The organism is Candidatus Frankia alpina (genome assembly GCF_902806485.1).
GTDB lineage: Bacteria > Actinomycetota > Actinomycetes > Frankiales > Frankiaceae > Frankia > Frankia alpina.
The window spans coordinates 1-17,106 of record NZ_CADCWT010000088.1 but is presented as its reverse complement, the minus strand read 5'-3'; the positions used below and the strand labels follow the sequence as shown (position 1 = coordinate 17,106).

Genomic DNA, 17,106 nt, shown 5'->3' with positions numbered 1-17,106 from the left:
AGAGGTCCTCGTCAACACGGGTAACTCACCGCCGGCGGAGGTGCTCGCGCCGTTGTGGCACACGACGAGCTTCGAACTTGGCGACGCCATGGCCTTCCGCCCCGACAGCGTGCACTCAGCGTCGGCTAACACGGGTCCGTACTTTCGGGTCGCGATTGGCCTGCACGCCCAGGACGCCCGATTGCCGTTGTCACCCAGGGCGGTCGGCCAGGCCAAGAGATCGGCGAGGTCGGCGAGCGTCCGCATGAGGCGTGACCGAAGGCGGGCGGCCGCGACGTAGCTGACGAACACCGTCGCCGACCCGCCGGACATTTCCGCTCGCACCGGTCAATTCTGGCATCGCTTGACCGTGGATCTTCCGAGCCGTCGAGCCGTGAACGGGCGGATCCGTACAGGCATCGGCGGAGGACTCGGGGCATCGAGACTCTGCCCCAGAGCCGAGGAGACCGCGTGAGCCGGTTGGCACGCGGCCGCCCCCACAAGCGGGCCGTCCCCACGCTCCGGCCGGCTTCGACCGGAGCGTGGGACGGGCTGGTGAGAGCGCCGCCGCGCTAGTCGATGGCCTCGACCTTCGCGGCCTGCAGGCCCTTCTGGCCCTGCTCGATGTCGAAGCTGACGCGCTGCCCCTCATCGAGGGACTTGAAACCCTCACTCACGATCGAGGAGAAATGGACGAAAACGTCGCCGCCCCCACCGTCCACCGAGATGAAGCCGAAGCCCTTTTCGGCGTTGAACCACTTCACAGTTCCTGCTGACACGGTCGCTCCTCACTGTGCTTGCCGCGGCACATCCACACGATGCACCGCCTACCTCCGCCGACCGGATCGCTCCGGCCAGCGGCTCGTGCCATCCTGAAGGTGACCGGCGGCACCAAGAAGAGCAACATCAGTAAGGGTACCTGGATGCGGCGCGAGGGGCTGCGGGCCCCTCCGTCCGAAGCGCCGAACCACGCCCGTCCGTGGTCCCCGCTGCGGGCGGGGCGCAGCGCTCAGTGACGGCGCCGGGCGTGGCGTTGTCGCATAGCATGACAGTATGGCGGTAGATGATCTGTGGACGACCGCCGACATAGCCCGTCGGCTGTCGATCTCGGCGCCCCGAGCCCGCGGTCTGTGTGATCGCGACGATTTTCCCATGCCCATCCACTCCGTAGGACATTTCGTCCTGTGGCGTGCGCGCGACGTCGAAGCCTGGCTGACCCAAGGCCGTCCTGATCTCTGACGGTACCGGCCGCGCCGCCGGTACCCGCCGGCGCGAGCCGCGTCCCATCGGGGGCAGCATGTGTTGGAAGAAATAACCTTTGGGCTGATCGGCGTGGCGCTCGTGGTGACGGCCGCGCTGGCCGCACGGCGGTTCGGCCTGCCGGCGCCCGTGCTGCTGGTCGGGGCGAGCACGGTCTATGCGCTGCTACCCGGGCCCACCGTCCGGCTCGAGCCGGACCTCGTTCTTGCACTGATCATTCCGCCCCTGCTCTTCTCCGCCGCGCTGAGCTCGAGTCTGGTGGAGATTCGCGCGAACCTGCGCGCAGTGGTCTCGTTATCCGTGCTGCTCGTCGTCGTCACCGCGCTGGTCACCGGCGCGGCGCTCGTCGTCGTGGTGCCGGGTCTGTCGTTCGCCGGCGCCTGCGCCCTCGGGGCCGCGCTGGCGCCGCCCGACGCGGTGTCGGCCCTGTCCATCGGGCGGCGGGTGGGCCTGCCGGACCGGCTGCGCACCGTCATCGAGGGCGAGAGCCTGTTCAACGACGCGACGGCACTGACCCTGTACTCGGTGGCGGTGGCCGCGACGATCGACGGACGGTTCGACGTCCCGAGGGTCGCCGGACGTTTCCTGCTCGCGGTCATCGGCGGGCTCGCCGTCGGACTCGCCGTGTCCTGGCTGGTCGGCCAGCTACGGCTGCGCATCGAGGACCCGGTGACCGAGACGACCGTCTCGCTGGCGACTCCCTTCGCCGCCTACGTGCCCGCCGAGGCGCTGCACGCCTCCGGGGTCCTCGCGGTGGTGACTGCGGGGCTGATCCTCGGATCGCAGTCCCGCAGCCTGCTGTCCGGGCCCGCCCGGCTGCACGCACGCGCGGTGTGGCGGCTCGTGGACCTCTTGCTCGAGGGCTTCGTCTTCCTCCTCATCGGCCAGCAGCTCGCGGCGGTCATCCCGGCCATCGGGCACTATCCGCTGTCGACCGTGGCGGCCGCGACGGCGGTGACAGTCGGCGCGGTCGTGCTGGTCCGGCCACTGTGGCTGCTGCTACCCGCGATGCTGCCGAGCCGCCTGCGCTTCCTGTCCCCTCATCCGCACCTTTCGACCCGCGAACTCGCGGCGCTGTCCTGGTCCGGGATGCGCGGAGTGATCTCGCTGGCCGCCGTGTTCGCGCTGCCGATATCCGTCGACGGAGCCGGCTTCCCGCACCGGGACCTGCTGGTGTTCTGCGCCTACGTCGCGGTGTTGGTGACCCTCGTCGGCCAGGGGCTCACGTTCGGACCGGTCCTGCACCGGCTGAACGTGCGACCCGACGTCGACGAAGCTCGCCGGCAACGCGCCCGCGCCCGGGTCGCGGCGGCCGACGCCGGTCTGCGGACGCTGGCCGCCGTCCATGATCAGGACCAGCTTCCCGACGATCTCATCCTGCGCCTGCGCACGGCCGCCGAGGAACGCAAGCGGCGCAGCCAGGACAGCCTGCGCGCGCTGAGCCGCGCCGACTCGGGCCGGCCCCCCACCGCGAGCCTCACGGAGGCGTTCGGCCGGGTCCGCCGCACGATGATCGAGGCGGAACGGGACGAACTCCAGCTCTGGCGCGACACCGGGCACCTGTCCGACGCCTCCCTGCGGCTACTCGAGGACGAGCTCGATCACGAGGAAGGCGCGCTGCCACCACCCCAACCACAACCACCGCCCTCCTGACCGGGGCCACCGCCGAGATCTCCCCGGCGCGAACCACCCATCCGGGGGACGCGCGCGCACGACTTCGCGTCACCCCGGCGCGGCGGGCGACTGGCCATCCCCGGGCAGAGGTGCATACTGGAGACGATGACCGAGTCAGCGGTGCCCCGACGTCGCCTTCCCAACAGCCCCTTCAAGGTTCCGGCGGTCCCTGCACAGGAGCGGTTCACGGTCGGAGACCGGGTCACCCACGATGTGTATGGGCTCGGCCGGGTCATCGGAGTTACCGGAGAGTCCTCCGTGGATGTTGATTTTGGCTCCCGCCAGGAGCGCATACCGAGCCCGTTCAGCCGGATGTACCGTCTCTGACGGTCCGGTCACGGTTCGTAACAGTCCACGGGCATCGCGCCGCGGACAGCAGTTCCGGCGCGACCGCCCGGCCGATCGTTTGCCGACGATCCGTCCCCGAAAGCGAGACACCCCTCATCGCCACCCAGTCGATCCTTAGTTTCTCCGCGCCGCGAGCAGCCCGGTCCCAGCCGAGGCGAGAGCTTCCGCCGCCCACGACCCGCCCGTTCCGGATGCCCGACTTCGGTCAGCCCGACACGGAGGCCACCCCGCAGCCGGTATCGGTCGCGCAGGTCGCCAGCCTCGTCTTCCAGGCTCCTCCCCCCGCCCCGGCGTCGGCGACGGCCATGCCGGATGTCGAACCGGCCAGCCCGCCCCGTCGCCGGCCCGTAGCCGGCCCGTCGCCGGCCCGTAGCGGCCCCCTTGCGGCACACCGGCCGGCAGCGTCGGCCCACCCGCTAACTGCCTGGCGCAGTAGGGCCACACGCTAACCGCCGGCGCAGTAGGGCCCCGCACGGCGGCGGGAAAAGTCCTCACTCGACGTCCTTGAGGATCCGCTCCACGGACTGCAGCCGGGTCTGCATCTCGGCGAGGCGCTCGCCGATCTCGGCGAGCTGGCGCTCGGCACCCCCTCAAGCTTGCGCAGATGAACCTGCAGCACCTGCACCTGCTCGCCTTCCATCGACACCCCAGCCTTCGTCTCGGCGATGGGGCCGCGTCAGGGCCTGTGGTCGACGGAGCGAATGGCGGCGGTGACCGCGGCCAGAGCGAGCAGGCGGACGAGATCGACATCGGCCTCGACCCGGCCGGTCGCCGCTGCGACGAAGGCGTCGCCGTCGAGACGGGTGTGCGGGGGTGTGATCGCCCGTGCCAACCCGTCGTGGGCACCCTGCGCGACCAGCAGGCAGCTCATCTTGTCCAGGCGGGCGTTGGTGACGACGACCCCGATCGTGGTGTGGGTTCGTCCGGCGGCGAGGTCGAACGGTCGCCACTGCGACTCCGCGGCGTCGAGCGGGACGGGGTCGCCGCCGTGGTCGACATCCCCGAACGCGTTGACCACGCACAACGCGGCAACGATGACCTCGCCGCGGCATCGTTCGGCATGCCCGAGCCCCCCCGGCACGGCGGTGCTCGGGCTCACGCCACTGGCTCGCATACGCCCCCGTGCCGGCCCCCACCCGGCCGCACAGCACCTGCTCCCCGCGGGTGGCCCGCGCGGCGAGGTAGCCGGCGTCGGCGGTCGGCCGGGCGGTGGGATCGCCGACGGCGAGGTCGAACAGGGCCAGCGCCGGGACGACCGGCACCGGGCCGCCGCTCGTGGGCACGCCCCGGCCGCGCTCGGCGTAGTAGCGCATCACCCCGTCGGCGACGGCCAGCCCGAACGCCGAACCACCGGCCAGCACCACGGCGTCGACGCTGGCAAACGCCATCTGCGGTGCCAGAGCGTCAAGCTCGCGCGAGGCCGGCGCGCCGCCACGCACCTCCGCGGAGGCGACCGTGCCCGCCGGCAGCTCCACCACCGTGCATCCGGTCACGCCCACCGGGTCGCTCCAGTGCCCGACCCGCACCCCGTCAACTCCGATCGCCATCGCGCCGAGCCTCGCACGAATCCGACCCGGGCGACAAATCACCGAATGCCGCTCACGCGCTGGCAAGAGCTGGCGATCCCGGCCTTCTGCGCACCGCGGACCGTGCCCATCCCCGTCATTCGCCGAAGAACCAAGCAGTCGATGCTAGGCTGATCTTCGCTGATCGACGTCGATGGGAGCATCGGACGATGACGCTGCTGACACCGGAGTTCCGCGACCTGATCTCCAGTGGCCCACTCGCACATCTGGCGACGATCAACGCCGACGGCAGCCCCCAGGTGAGCGTCATCTGGATCGGCCTGGACGGCGACGACGTCGTCAGCGGCCACCTGGACCGCTATGTGAAGGTGCGCAATGCGGAGCGCGATCCCCGCGTGGTGCTCTCCTTCGATGCGCCGCGGGTCCCGGGGGCTACCTGGCCGAGTACGCCGTTCTGCACGCGACGGCCACCGTCACGTCCAGCAGCGGTACCTGGGACCTGCTGAACAACCTGGCGAAGGTCTACATAAGCCCGGACGCCGAATTCCCGGCCCCGAAGGGCGACGGTTTCATCCTGCGCTACACGATCGACCGCGTCGGCGGCGTCGGCCCCTGGGCGACTCACTGAGCTACGGACCGCCGGCTCACCCAAACTTTCCGATCATGGTAGCGAGATCCGGGCCACCTGCTGCGGTCCCTCGCGGGCACTTCTGTGATTGTGCGGCCCGACTGCCGGCTACCTGTCGCATGTTAGTCTGATACAGCGCAATTCGGGGGAACGCAGCAGGGGGAGCAGTGGAGACATCCGCGGCGGACGCCGATTGGTTTTCGCGGCAGCATCAGCGACTCGCCACCAACATCTCCGGGTTCTTCCGGGGCAATCCTCAAGTTGTCGAGCGGGCGCTGCTATGTATGCCGAGGGCCATCTGCTTATCGACGACGTGCCCGGCGTCGGTAAGACGTCGCTGGCCAAGGCGGTCGCCCAGTCGGTGAGCGGGATGGTCCGGCGGGTGCAGTTCACCCCCGACCTGCTCCCCTCCGACGTCACCGGCGTGCAGATCTGGGACGCCGGGGCGCGCTCCTTCGAGTTCCATGAGGGCCCGGTCTTCGCGAACATCGTGCTCATCGACAAGATCAACCGGGCGTCGCCGAAGACCCAGTCGGCGCTGCTGGAGGTCATGGAGGAGCGGCGCGTCACGGTCGACTCGACGACCTACCAGGTGCCACGGCCCTTCATAGTGATCGCCACGCAGAACCCGGTGGAGCACGGCGGCACCTACGAGCTGCCGGAGGCCCAGATCGACCGGTTCATGATCCGCTCAGCGGTCGGCTACCCGGACCATGCGGCAGAGGTCGAGATCCTCACCGCCGGCACCCGGGGGATGAGCCCGGAGGATCTCCAGCCGGTCGTCACGAACGCCGATCTGATGCGGATGACCGAGCTCGTCCGCGGCGTCCACCTGTCCGCGGAGGTGTACGACTACATCGTCCTGATCGTGGCCGACACGCGCCGCCGACTGGACCAGATCCGGCTCGGAGTCAGCCCGCGCGGGGGGCTTTCCCTCGCCCGCGCCGCCCAAGCCCGCGCTGCCGCCACGGGCCGGCCCTTCGTCACCCCGGACGACGTCAAGGCGCTGGCACCCTCGGTCCTCGGGCACCGGATCATCATGCGGCCCGAGGCACTGTTCGACGGCCTGACCGGCGCCGATGTGCTCGCCCGGATCACCGCGTCGGTCCCGGTCCCGGACCGCTACTCCGCCCAGAGATGATCACATGATCGGGCTGGGGTGCGCTGATTGGCACGATCGTCCTGCTCGCGAGCTGGCCGCTGCTGCGTTATCCGGAGCTCGCCGGGCTCGGCGCCACCGGCCTGGTGGTGCTCGCTGGCGCCGCGCTGTGGATGGTCGCCCGGCCGCAGGTCCGGGTGGTGCGGCGGATCGAACCCGCCCGGGTGGTCGAGGACGGCGACGCCCGTGGCGTCCTGTCGGTGACCAATCTCGGGCGCCGGCGCTGCCCGCCGTTCGTCGCCGTCGAGTCGGTGGGGGGCGAGCGGGTGGCGGTGACGCTGCCGAGCCTCGCCGCGGGCGCCGCCCGCGACGTCGACTATCCACTGCCGACGCACCGGCGCGGCGTCCACCCGGTGGGTCCGCTGACCGTCGGGCACAGCGACCCGCTCGGGTTGTTCCGGGCCGGGCGATCGTACCCGTCGCACGCGCGGCTGTGGGTGTACCCGCGGCTGCATCCGCTGGTACCGCTGCCGACCCGGGCGGTCCCGCGAGGTCGACGGCCGCACGTCGGCGCTGGCGCCCAGCGGCGGGGTGGCCTTCCACAGCCTGCGCGAGTATGAGCGCGGCGACGACCTGCGGCTGATCCACTGGCCGTCGACCGCGCGGACCGGCACGATCATGATCCGGCACCACGTCTTCCCGCACGAACCGCGGATGCTCGTCCTGCTCGACACCAGCGCCGCCCCCTACACCGACGCCTCCTTCGAGGCGGCGATACGGGTCGCCGCCTCGCTCGCCGTCTCCGCGTTCGACGGCGGCCATCCCGTCGAGGTTCGCACGACCGGCGGCGCCCGGGCGGCGGCGGAGCGGGGCGTGTCCGCTCACGGTGAGCTGCTGGACCTGTTCACCGAGGCGGTCCGAGCCGAGCGCGATCCGGGCCTGGCCGCACTCCCCATGCTCGGCCAGGACGGCGACGGCGCCGCGCTCGGCATCGTCACCGGCGCCCCAGGCCAGGCCATGCTCGACGCCGTCGGCCCGGCGCTGCGCCGGTTCACGACGGTCAGCCTCGCCTTGATCGGCGAGCGGCGGGGCGGGCCCGCGCCAGTCGTGCCCGGTGCCTTCACGGTGGCCGCGGCGACGAGCGACGAGTTCGCCGCGGCCTGGAACCGGACGGCGCGATGACTGTCGGCGACATGGCCACGTCCGGCCTCCCCCCGGCATCGACTCCAGCACCGGCTCGGGCCCGGGCTCTGGGCCACCTCGGCGCGCGGCGGCCGTCCTGGGACCGGCTGGCCGAGGCGGTGTCGCTGCTGGTCGCGGCGTTGGCCGTCGGCTGGGCGTTCGGCGGGCTGTTCGTCGGGCACGGCGCGTGGGCGCCACTGGCGGGGGCCGTGCTGGCCCCGGCCGGGCTGACCGCGGCGGCCGAGCGGCTAACCCGGCGGCTGGACCTGCTGGCCGGCGTCATGCTCACGGGACTCGCCGGCTATCTGGTCGTCGTCGTGTTCGGGTGGGCGGACGGGCAGGCCGTGGGCAGCCTGCCCAACACCGTCAACGGTCTACGCCGCGGCTGGTCGAACCTGCTCACCGCTGGGTTGCCGGGTGATCCGACGGCGACGTGGTCGTACCAGTCCTCGTTCTGTGGCTGGCGACGGCGGCCGCGGTGGCGCTGGCGGCGCTCGGCGGCGCGATGCTGGCGCCGTTGATGCCCCTTGGGGCTGCGTTCGCCGTCGCCATCGCGTTGCTCGGCGGTGCCGAACGCCGGGCGACGGCCGCCGGCGCGGTGTTGGCACTGGCGTCACTCGGCTTCGCTCTGGCGCGGGCGCACCGGCGTGGCGGGGTCGGCGCGTCCCCGGCGGGTTCGTTCAGGCTGGGCCTGCCGGTCGTTCTCGTCGCCGTACTGGTTGGCGCCGCCGTCGCCGCGGCCCTGCCGAGCGGCAACCGAGCCGACCCCCGCACGCTGCGCCCGCGACCCGTTACCTCGGTGGCCGAGCTCGACCCTTTGGCGCAGGTCCGCGGTCAGCTCACCGCGTCCCCACCGCGCCGGTTGGGCACCGTGACACTCGCGTCGTCCACGGGTCGGCTGCCCGTCGACCGGGTCACGACCGCCGTGCTGGGCGATTTCGACGGAGCAAGCTGGCGCAACCACGACGCCTACCTGTCAGCCGGCACGACGCTGCCACGCGACGCCGACGGCGGCCTGGCCACCAACGGGCCGACGGTGACGGTGCGCGCACACGTAACGATCGATCGCCTGGACACGCCGCTGCTGCCCGTGGTCGGCCGGCCGATCCGGCTGTCCGGCGTGCCAGCGGCGTTTGACCCGCGGACCGGCACGCTGGTGCACACCGCGGCGGCGAGCAGCTACCAGTACCAGCTCGCCGCGACCGTCCCCACGCCCGGGGCCGGGCGACTCGCCGACGCGGTCCCCGGCTCCGGTCCGGACCTCGCCCGCTACCAGACCATCCCGCCGGGGCTACCGCCCGCTCTGGTCCAGGTCGCCGCCCGGGCGACGGCCGGAGCCCGCACCGCCTACGCCGAGCTGACCGCGCTGCAACGATTCCTGCGCGACCCGGCGGCGTTCCCGTACGACCTCGCCGGTCGCCCCGGGCACTCCTACGGCTCGCTGACCCGCCTGCTGACCAGCGACGATCCGCGGGAGGGGCACAGCTACGCCGAGCAGCACGCCGCCGCGTTCGCGCTGCTCGCCCGGATCAAGGGCTTCCCCTCCCGGATCGCCGTCGGCTACCTGCTGGGTCCCGACACGGCCGGCGGCCGCGGCGTGTTCACCCTCAGCCAGGCGCGGGCGCACGCCTGGCCGGAGGTGTACCTCGCCGGCATCGGCTGGACGCCCTTCGAGCCGACGGACACCAGCCGGCTGTCCCACTCCGAGCCGCCCGACACGGCGAGCACGGCGGCCGGCGGAATGGCAAGCGCGCCCACGCCCACACCGCCGAGCCCGCCGTCGCCACCGAAGCTGTCGGCGATCCCCCGGCTCGACCAGTCGCACTCCGGCGCCGGCCAGCAGGCCCGCCAGCTCGCGGTCGCAGTGCTCGTCGCCCTCGCGGCCCTGCTCGCGCTCCTCCCGCTCGCCATCGTCAGCGAGAAGGCCCGTCGGCGCCGGCGCCGGGCCGGGCCGCCGGGGCAGCGCGTCGCCGCAGCCTGGCAGGAGGCGCGGGACCGGCTGTCGGAGTGGGGCGTGCGGCTGGTGCGCTCCCGCTCCGCGAGCGAGGTCGTCGGCGACGCGGCCGCCCTTGGCCCCCCGGTCATCGAGCCGCTGGGCCTGCTCGAGCCGCTGCTGTCCCGCGCCCTGTACAGCCGGCAGGACGCGGCCGAGGCCGACGCGGCGCGGGCCTGGGAGCTGGTCGACCTGCTGCGGCGCCGGCTGCGCGAACAGGGTTCGTGGCCGCGGCGGCTGCGCGCCGCGCTGGACCCACGCCCGCTGCTCGGCCCCCGCGCCGCCCGCAGCGGTGCGGCGAGCGGTCCGGGCGAGGCGGGCCGAACGCGGGGCGTGCGACTGCGGGGCGTGCGACTGCGGGCCGCGGCGGGGAGGTCCGGTGCGTAGCGCCGGCCCGGACCGCCGCGGCTGGCGGCGAGCGGCCACCGCACGCTCGGTGGAATGCGTGATCGCGGCCGTCGTGCTGCTGGCCGGACTGGTTGTCGCCGGCTCCGCCACCGGCACCCACCAGCGCCGGATTGACTTCCGCGCCGGCGCGGCCTGGCTCGTGTCCGACGCCGTCGGGCAGGCCGCGTTGGTCGACGGCGCGTCGGCGAAGGTCGTGACCCAGGTGGCGATCGGTCGTCCCGGCCTGCCGGCGGGCTCCCTGCAGGCGACCCAGTCCGACCTCGACGCCTACGTGGTGGATGCCTCGGCCGGCGTCATCGGCCGGATCAGTGGCGCGTCCTACACCTGGGACCGGCGACCCGGGCTGCTCGCGGCCGGACGCTCGGGCGAGCTGTTCGTCGGCTCCGGTTCGCTTTATCTCGTCGACGGGCGCTCCGGCGTGGTTACCACCGCCGACCCGGCGAGCCTCGCCGTGCGCAGCCGGCAGTCCCTGGCGGCCCGGGTCGATGCCGCCGTCGGCATCGTCGACGCGGACGGTCGGCTCTGGCTCGTCGACGCGGTCACCGGCAACCTCGTCTGGCTCGACGGCACCACCCGTCACGACCGGCGGGCCGTCGCCGATGCGGCGAAGACCCGGCTCGTGCTCGCCGGCGGGCGCCCGGCCCTCGTCGACCTCGCCGAGCGACGGATCACCCCGGTCTCCGCCAGCGGCCGGCTGGAGCGGCCGACCTGCCTCGACATCGCGCCCGGCGACGCCAGCACCCAAGTTGCGGGTGCGCCGGACGCACCCCGCGTGTACGCGGCGGTCGGCACCCGCGGTGTGCTGATGGTCGCGGACCTCGCCAAGCACCGCTGCCAGTCCGTCGTCGACCTCGCCGCGGCCGGCCACGAGCTGGGCGCGCCGGTCGAGGTCGCAGACCGGGTCTTCGTCCCCGACTTCACCTCCGACGCCGTGCACGTCGTGGACCTGGCCGCCGGCCGGGTGCTGGCCGCTCCCCGCGTGCTGCCGGCGCACCGCTGCTTCGGCCTGCAGCCGCAGGGCGGCTTCGTGTTCTACAACGACCCGGCCGGCAGCGCGGCCAGGGTAATCCGCGTCGACGGTTCCGTGACAGCGATGCGCAAGTACGGCGCCGACACCACCGGCGGAGCCGACGGGAGGTCGAGCGACACCGGTTCCGGCGGCGCGGGGCCGGGTGACGGGGCCCACCAGTCCGCGCACCACGAGCCCCACGCCGACGCCACGACCAACGCCACGACCAACGCCACGACCGACGCCGACGCCGACACCGACGCCCGCCGCCCTCGCCGCGCCAGGCACTCCGGCCACGCCCGGCACCGGCACCGGTTCGGCCATCACCCCCGGCCCGGTCGTCCAGTCCACCGCGTGCCGTGCCGCCGGCCGCCACCGGAGACTCGCTCGGCCAGCCCGGCAGCGTCTCCAGGCCCCCCACCGAGAATCCGCCCCCGGGCAACGGCTCGACCCCGCCGTCCACGACAACCGACACCGGCACTCCACCGCCCGCCGCCGCGAACCCGCTGACGATCGAGGCGAGCGCGGCCACCGCGGCCATCGGCGACGCCGTCACGTTTCGGGCCGCGACCGACGGTCCCGCGGTGACCACCGCGACCTGGACCTTCGACGACGGCAGCACCGCCTCCGGCGCCCGGACGACCCACGCGTGGACGAACCCGGGCCGGTTCGCCGTCACCGTGAACGCCACGCTCGCCGACGGCCAGACCGTCGCGGCCACCGCCGAAATCACGATCACCGCCGGACAGCAGCCCCTGCCGCCCGCCGTGACGGACCCGACCGCCCGCATCGAGCTCACCCCCGGCTCCGGCGACGCACCACTGAGTGTGACGGCCAGGGCCTCCGCCTCCACCGCGGGCAGCAACCCGATCACCGGCTACTCGTTCACGTTCGGCGACGGGGCGACGGCCACCGGGGAGAAGGCGACGCACACGTTCACCCAGGCCGGCGACTACCCCATCACCGTGACGGTGACGGACAACGTCGAAGGCCAGCGCCACCGCGCACGTCACCGCCGCCGCGGCCGCCGGGCCGACAGCGCAGCTCAGCGCCGGTCGGAGCCAGGCCACGGCGCCCGCCGACATCGTCGCGGACGCCTCCGCGTCGACCGCCGGCTCCAGCCCGATCGCGACCTACACGTTCACCTTCAGCGACGGCACGACGGTCGGGCCGCAGGCGTCCTCGACCGCTCGCCACCAGGTCACCGCCGCCGGCACCTACACCGTGAGCGTGACCGTCAGCGACCAGGCCGGGCGGAAGTCGACAGCCAACACCAGCGTCCAGGTAACCGCCCCCGCCCTCACGCCACCGCGGGCCGCCCTGGTCTCCGAGCTGCCGCCCGCGGGCGGGGTCCCGGGGGCGTCGCTGCTCAGACTCAACGCCTCCGGCTCGGTCGCCGGCTCCGCGCCGATCACCTCCTACCGATTCGACTTCGGCGACGGCACGGTGGAGGGACCGGACGCTGATCCGACCAGCGGCTACCACAACTACCTGGCGGGTACCTACCGGGCGTCGGTGACGGTTACCGACCAGAACGGGCAGCAGGCCACCGCCACGACAACGATCAACCGAGTGGGCACCATCAGCCTGAGCAAGCGAGCGGTGTCTTCCTCGCCCGGAGGAACCGAATGGCGGGTCAGCGTCGGCGGCCACGGCTCCACCGTCCTGGTGCAGTCCGTCGGCGGATCGGGTGTCCACAACGACACCTGCTCGGGCCAAAGGCTAGGCGCGGAAGAGGCCTGCGACGTCGACGTGAGCGTCCCCAGCGGCACCCCATCGTCGGTGGTCACCGTGGTCAGCACCGCGAGTAACAGCCCGACGAGCATCGAGCTGGTGTCGTAGCCGCCGTGTTCCTCGAACGTGCGCAGGTCGAGGCGGCGTTGCCCGGCTACGAGCTCGGCCCGACGTTGGGCCAGGGCGCGAGCGGCATCGTCGTGGAGGGCCGGCACCGGCAGATCACCCGCCAGGTGGCGATCAAGGTGCTGACCCGGGCGGGCCCCGCGTACCGGGCCGGTTTCCGCCGGGAGGCCGACGTGCTCGCCGGGCTCGACCATCCGCACATCGTGCGGATCTACGACTATGTCGAACGCGGCGAGCTGTCCCTGCTGGTCATGGAGCACCTGCCCGGCGGGACGCTACGCTCGCGGTTGGCTGAGGCTTCCCCAGCGATGGCCTGCGCGGTGGGGCTGGCCGCCGCCGACGCGCTCGCCGCCGCGCACACCGCCGGCGTCCTGCACCGCGACGTCAAGCCGTCGAACATCCTGTTCGCCCGGGACGGCGCGCCGAAGCTCGTCGACTTCGGCATCAGCAAGTTCTTCGGCGGCACCAGCACCTCGGTCCACTCGATCGTCGGCACCCCCGGTTACATGGCGCCGGAGCAGATCGGCGGCGAACGGGTCGGCCCCGGCACCGACCTGTACGCCTTGGGCGTCGTGCTGTTCCGGCTGCTGACGGGCACCATGCCCATCGACCCAAGCCTGCCGCCGGCACAGCTGTGGCGCCGCCAGCTCGAACAGCCCGCCCCCGCACCGCCCGGCGTCCCCGAACCGCTGGCGGGCGTCGTCAGCCGGGCGCTCGGCCGGCAGTTACGCGATCGGCCGGCGTCCGCGCGCGAGTTCGCGCTGCAGCTCGCCGCCGCCACCACCGTCCTCGGGTCGGGATGGCTGGCCGCCAGCGGCGTCGCCGTCCGTGCTGACCGAGAGGTCCTCGAAGCGGCCCACGGCCCCGCCGTCCGCGCAGCCGATCCCGCCGCCAGCCCAGGGCCGGTCGGGAGGCTGGGCACGGCCGGCGAGCCGGACACTGCCGGGGCAGTCGCGTCTGCGACCGAGCACCCTTCGATCCTGACAGCCACGACGCTGGTACCGCCGCCGCCAGCCGACCCCTGGCCGCCGGAGTACCCGTCGACCGACCCGGAGGCGGCGGAGGATGAGGCGCTCGTCATCGATCTGGGGCCGGGCGGATCGCGCGGTCGGCGGACCGGTCGGCAGCCGCGCGCGTCGCGGATCACACTTGCCGCGGCCGCCGGAATCGTCGCGGTCACCGTCACCCTGCTGGCCATCCTGCTACCGCGGAACTCGGACGACCAGACCGGCAGCGACGACGGGCCCATAGCGACCGCATCCGGGCCGTCCGCGGCAGCGGTAAGCGGCGGGGCCACCCGGCTCGGCAAGCGCCTGCTAGGCGGCCCCGCGGGCCCGGCGGACACGGCGAACGCCGTGGTCACCGGACTCGCGGTCGGTGCGGACGGGGTCCAGGTAGCCGTTGGGCGCCACACGTCCGCGGCCGGAACAGCCGAGCCGGCCGGCTCGACCCCCGTGGCCTGGTCGTCGGCTGACGGGCACACGTGGCGGACGGCCGACGTCCGACGTCCGGCGGCCCGACGGCAACGGCGGCAGCACGATGAGCGCGGTGACCTACCTTGACGGGCCCGGCTTTGTCGCCGTCGGATCGTCCGTCGTCGGGGGCCGGGAACCGGCGACGGCCCGGCCTGCGGTGTGGACGTCGCGCGACGGCCAGCACTGGACCGCGCTCAGGGATGCCGGCGGCCTGACCGACGGCGTCACCGACGTCGTCGCTCATCGCGGCGAGCTGCTCGCCGTCGGCCGGGCAGACGGGCCGACGGGCGCGGGGGTCGTCTGGCGCTCCCGCGACGGGACAAGCTGGACGAAGCTGGCCACGTCGACCCTGGGCGGCCCAGCCGAACAGCACGTCGACCGGGTGGTGGAACTGGCCGACGGCACGCTGTTGGCCGCCGGCAGCGAGCTGGCGGGAAGCGCGACGGTGACCCGGCTGCGCCGCTCGACCGACAGCGCCCGTTGGGTCTCGACGAGACCACGCTACCTTTGAGCGTGGTCGTCACCGCGCTGACTCGGTTGTCCGACGGCCGGACACTGGCCGTCGGTTCACGCGCCACCGACGCCGGCGCGCAGCCGGTCGTGCTGCTCGGCGACCATCGGGGCGAACACTGGGTACCGGTGCCGGTGCGGGCCGGCGCTGCGTCATCGGCGCGCATCGAGCTGTTTGGCGTCGCTGTCGCCGGCGGCGAGGCCCACGTCGCGGGCACTGTCGCCGACGCCGACGCCGCTCCCGGGGCGGCCGTCTGGGCGCTGCCGCTCCCATCCAATTCCGGCTCCTGAGATGCCACCCACGCGCCTTTGGCGAGCCCCTCCGGGTTCACGACGGACCCGTGCCCTCACAGCCGTGGCCCCCACGACCATGGCCCTCGCCACCGCACTGCTGATCGCGGCCGGCGTCGTCGCGTACGGCCTGACTTACACTGATCGCTCGTGCCTCCCGCAGGTACCCGAAGCCCGCCCGAGTTCCGCGCGGGCGGGCGAAGCGGTGGCGGTGTCCTCCGCCGGCCTGGGCTACGACCGCAGGCTCCCGGCAGGCACGATCTACCGGGTATCCGCCGAGCGGGCCGGCGCCGGCGGCGTGGAACTCGCAACCGTGCCGGTGGCGCAGGACGGGCGGTTCCAGGTGACCGTCCGGATCCCGCCGGGAACCGGGCCGGGTCGGCTGTACCTTGAGATTTCCGGCAGCCTGTACGACGACTGCGAAGACACCACAAGCTCGTGCGTCGGCTACGGCGTCTTGCTGACCGTCCTGCCGCCGCCGACCGGTGCGGCAGCACCCGGCTCCCCCGGCCCCGCACCGCGGTCCCCTGCGAGCACGGGGCGCCCGCAGGCCCGGTGTGAGGTTCCACAGACACAGCGCGTCGAAGTCACCGACCGCGGCGAGCGAACCGTCGGGCGCGAAGCACACCGAGCCGTCGCCGGCCGTCGAAGGACTTCACCCGTCTCCGCTCCGGGTCCTACGTTGCTACCGTCACATCGTCCGACGATGAACTGAATCTGACGACGGATGGAGCGACGCACTCAGCGGCGTGGATCGCGTCCTCGGTGGAGAAGTTCACCAGATCATGCTCGGGCTCGTTCACCTCCGACCAGTCCAGGTCCTGCGCGTACGGCGAAACTTCGGCGACGAGCTGGCCGACGCCGTCGAGCTCCGTGTGGCCCAGCCAGGTGTCGCTGTGCGCCTGCAGCGCGCTGCGACAGCACCGTGCGATGCCCCTGATGTTCCGAAGAAGTCGCGGATCCGCTCGTCGGACACGAACCGGCTGACCGCCGGCACCTGCCCCTGCTTCATGTACAGGACGACGTCGTTGTCCAGAGCCTGCGCCTGACCCTCGACGAGCAGGTTGTACGACGGCAGGCCGGCGCTGCCGATGCCGATCCCGCGGCGGGCCACCACGTCCTTGACGGTCAGCGAGACCGGGCGGGTCCGCCGGTTCGGCGGCACGGTGGCCAGGTACCGCTCGAAAGCTCCGACGACACCGCGTCCGGGCCCTCGGCGAGCTCCCGCATCCGGTCGCGGTAGGCGCCCACGCACGCCTCGACGAGTCGGGTGATCACCGCGTCGCTGAGCGCCTTGGCGCGCCCGAGCAGGGCGAGGCTCGCGACGAGGCGCCGCAGGTCCCAGGTGAACAGCGCCGCCGAGCCCCGGTAGAAAGCGGGGCGGCGAGGCCGCCATCTTGCGGAACTTGCGCCGGAACGCCGCGACATCCGCCGCCATCAACTCGCCGAAGGCGGCGGCGAAGACCTCGGCGATGACCTGGGTGCGCTCGGGGTCGGTGCTGGGCGTCGCCGGGGTGGACGTCGCCATGCTCAGCCCGACACCTCGCTGGTCTGCATCACCGGGGTGATCGTGGTGTAGTTCGCGACGTCCGCGGCGATCGCCTTCCCGTCGCCGCGGGACATCGCCGCCTTCATCGCCTCGATCGACGCGAACCGGAAGTGCGCGGCGGCGACGTACGGGCCGTCCAACCCGCGGTCGATCTCGACCTCCGAGATGCCCCACACGGCGCTGGCCATCGGGATGTGCTTGTCCCGGTAGTAGTCGTGGTCGAACGTCGCACCCTCGGTCCTCGGGTACAGCACGCTGAGCCGGATCATGGTGACCGCCTCCTCACAGTCGCGGCGCCCGCCGATCGAGACGCAC

18 protein-coding genes and 3 pseudogenes are annotated in these 17,106 nt (G+C 73.0%); 14 read left to right on the top strand and 7 right to left on the bottom strand.

The window, feature by feature from the left end; all coding sequences use genetic code 11:
• Both G6R25_RS25160 and G6R25_RS11750 read right to left on the bottom strand, forming a co-directional pair.
• On the bottom strand, positions 1-324 hold a 324-nt coding region (locus tag G6R25_RS25160), incomplete at its 3' end, for a hypothetical protein (protein ID WP_205447065.1).
• A 227-nt stretch (positions 325-551) separates the two neighbouring features.
• On the bottom strand, positions 552-758 hold the full coding sequence (locus G6R25_RS11750) for a cold-shock protein (protein ID WP_136448852.1): 207 nt from the start codon (positions 756-758) through the stop codon (positions 552-554).
• 553 nt (positions 759-1,311) lie between these two features.
• Between G6R25_RS11750 and G6R25_RS11745 the strand changes: the two genes are divergently transcribed.
• Positions 1,312-2,892: a Na+/H+ antiporter gene (locus tag G6R25_RS11745; RefSeq protein ID WP_235948145.1), complete on the top strand. Its 1,581-nt coding sequence runs from the start codon at positions 1,312-1,314 to the stop codon at positions 2,890-2,892.
• 1,045 nt (positions 2,893-3,937) lie between these two features.
• On the opposite strand, the gene G6R25_RS31425 is transcribed toward G6R25_RS11745, so the two are convergent.
• Both G6R25_RS31425 and G6R25_RS31420 read right to left on the bottom strand, forming a co-directional pair.
• Positions 3,938-4,360 carry a P1 family peptidase gene (locus G6R25_RS31425; protein WP_268904127.1) on the bottom strand — a complete coding sequence of 141 codons (423 nt, stop codon included), beginning with the start codon at positions 4,358-4,360 and terminating at the stop codon, positions 3,938-3,940.
• A 61-nt stretch (positions 4,361-4,421) separates the two neighbouring features.
• A pseudogene (locus G6R25_RS31420) lies at positions 4,422-4,808 on the bottom strand (P1 family peptidase); the annotation flags it as partial.
• Between the two features lie 188 nt (positions 4,809-4,996).
• Here G6R25_RS31420 and G6R25_RS11730 point away from each other — a divergent pair.
• The 13 genes and pseudogenes from G6R25_RS11730 to G6R25_RS11685 all read left to right on the top strand — a co-directional run bounded on the left by G6R25_RS11730 (position 4,997) and on the right by G6R25_RS11685 (position 15,242).
• Entirely contained in the window at positions 4,997-5,293 is a 297-nt protein-coding gene (locus tag G6R25_RS11730) for a pyridoxamine 5'-phosphate oxidase family protein (RefSeq protein WP_235948143.1), read from the top strand.
• 402 nt (positions 5,294-5,695) lie between these two features.
• The gene (locus G6R25_RS11725; RefSeq protein WP_163553004.1) at positions 5,696-6,556 is read left to right on the top strand and encodes an AAA family ATPase; all 861 of its coding nucleotides are present in this window, start codon (positions 5,696-5,698) and stop codon (positions 6,554-6,556) included.
• Between the two features lie 107 nt (positions 6,557-6,663).
• A complete protein-coding gene (locus G6R25_RS26870; protein WP_235948141.1) occupies positions 6,664-7,134 on the top strand; it encodes a DUF58 domain-containing protein in 471 nt (156 codons plus the stop codon).
• Positions 7,106-7,696 carry a DUF58 domain-containing protein gene (locus G6R25_RS26865; protein ID WP_235948140.1) on the top strand — a complete coding sequence of 197 codons (591 nt, stop codon included), beginning with the start codon at positions 7,106-7,108 and terminating at the stop codon, positions 7,694-7,696. Before G6R25_RS26870 ends, G6R25_RS26865 begins: the two co-directional genes overlap by 29 nt.
• Positions 7,693-8,217 carry a hypothetical protein gene (locus G6R25_RS11715; RefSeq protein WP_163553003.1) on the top strand — a complete coding sequence of 175 codons (525 nt, stop codon included), beginning with the start codon at positions 7,693-7,695 and terminating at the stop codon, positions 8,215-8,217. The genes G6R25_RS26865 and G6R25_RS11715 overlap by 4 nt, the downstream gene beginning before the upstream one ends.
• The gene (locus G6R25_RS11710) at positions 8,130-10,076 is read left to right on the top strand and encodes a transglutaminase-like domain-containing protein (protein WP_163553002.1); all 1,947 of its coding nucleotides are present in this window, start codon (positions 8,130-8,132) and stop codon (positions 10,074-10,076) included. The genes G6R25_RS11715 and G6R25_RS11710 overlap by 88 nt, the downstream gene beginning before the upstream one ends.
• The gene (locus G6R25_RS26860) at positions 10,069-11,616 is read left to right on the top strand and encodes a hypothetical protein (RefSeq protein WP_235948139.1); all 1,548 of its coding nucleotides are present in this window, start codon (positions 10,069-10,071) and stop codon (positions 11,614-11,616) included. The genes G6R25_RS11710 and G6R25_RS26860 overlap by 8 nt, the downstream gene beginning before the upstream one ends.
• Positions 11,613-12,095 (top strand): annotated as a pseudogene (locus G6R25_RS30370) (PKD domain-containing protein); the annotation flags it as partial. The gene G6R25_RS26860 and the pseudogene G6R25_RS30370, both read left to right, overlap by 4 nt.
• 52 nt (positions 12,096-12,147) lie before the next feature.
• Positions 12,148-12,378, top strand: a pseudogene (locus G6R25_RS28835) (PKD domain-containing protein); the annotation flags it as partial.
• Between the two features lie 48 nt (positions 12,379-12,426).
• The gene (locus G6R25_RS26855) at positions 12,427-12,948 is read left to right on the top strand and encodes a PKD domain-containing protein (protein WP_268904129.1); all 522 of its coding nucleotides are present in this window, start codon (positions 12,427-12,429) and stop codon (positions 12,946-12,948) included.
• 5 nt (positions 12,949-12,953) lie between these two features.
• Positions 12,954-14,528 (top strand): serine/threonine-protein kinase, encoded by a 1,575-nt coding sequence (locus G6R25_RS11695; protein ID WP_163552999.1) that lies wholly within the window; start codon positions 12,954-12,956, stop codon positions 14,526-14,528.
• Positions 14,515-14,952 carry a beta propeller repeat protein gene (locus tag G6R25_RS11690; protein ID WP_163552998.1) on the top strand — a complete coding sequence of 146 codons (438 nt, stop codon included), beginning with the start codon at positions 14,515-14,517 and terminating at the stop codon, positions 14,950-14,952. The genes G6R25_RS11695 and G6R25_RS11690 overlap by 14 nt, the downstream gene beginning before the upstream one ends.
• Positions 14,949-15,242, top strand: a complete 294-nt coding sequence (locus G6R25_RS11685; protein WP_163552997.1) for a hypothetical protein — start codon at positions 14,949-14,951, stop codon at positions 15,240-15,242. The genes G6R25_RS11690 and G6R25_RS11685 overlap by 4 nt, the downstream gene beginning before the upstream one ends.
• A gap of 677 nt (positions 15,243-15,919) precedes the next feature.
• On the opposite strand, the gene G6R25_RS31415 is transcribed toward G6R25_RS11685, so the two are convergent.
• From G6R25_RS31415 to G6R25_RS11675, 3 genes are all read right to left on the bottom strand, one after another.
• The gene (locus G6R25_RS31415; protein ID WP_268904128.1) at positions 15,920-16,126 is read right to left on the bottom strand and encodes a hypothetical protein; all 207 of its coding nucleotides are present in this window, start codon (positions 16,124-16,126) and stop codon (positions 15,920-15,922) included.
• Positions 16,042-16,770: a DUF2252 family protein gene (locus tag G6R25_RS30365; protein ID WP_473246892.1), complete on the bottom strand. Its 729-nt coding sequence runs from the start codon at positions 16,768-16,770 to the stop codon at positions 16,042-16,044. Before G6R25_RS30365 ends, G6R25_RS31415 begins: the two co-directional genes overlap by 85 nt.
• Before the next feature lie 2 nt (positions 16,771-16,772).
• Positions 16,773-17,106 (bottom strand): EthD family reductase (locus G6R25_RS11675; protein ID WP_336501238.1); only part of this gene is annotated, 334 nt, incomplete at its 5' end.

Excerpts from the sequence above, each read along its gene's own strand:
- G6R25_RS11725 (WP_163553004.1), top strand. The coding sequence starts at position 5,696 with ATGTATGCCGAGGGCCATCTGCTTATCGACGACGTGCCCGGCGTCGGT.
- G6R25_RS11730 (WP_235948143.1), top strand. The coding sequence starts at position 4,997 with ATGACGCTGCTGACACCGGAGTTCCGCGACCTGATCTCCAGTGGCCCA.
- G6R25_RS11715 (WP_163553003.1), top strand. The coding sequence starts at position 7,693 with ATGACTGTCGGCGACATGGCCACGTCCGGCCTCCCCCCGGCATCGACT.
- G6R25_RS30365 (WP_473246892.1), bottom strand. The coding sequence starts at position 16,770 with ATGGCGACGTCCACCCCGGCGACGCCCAGCACCGACCCCGAGCGCACC.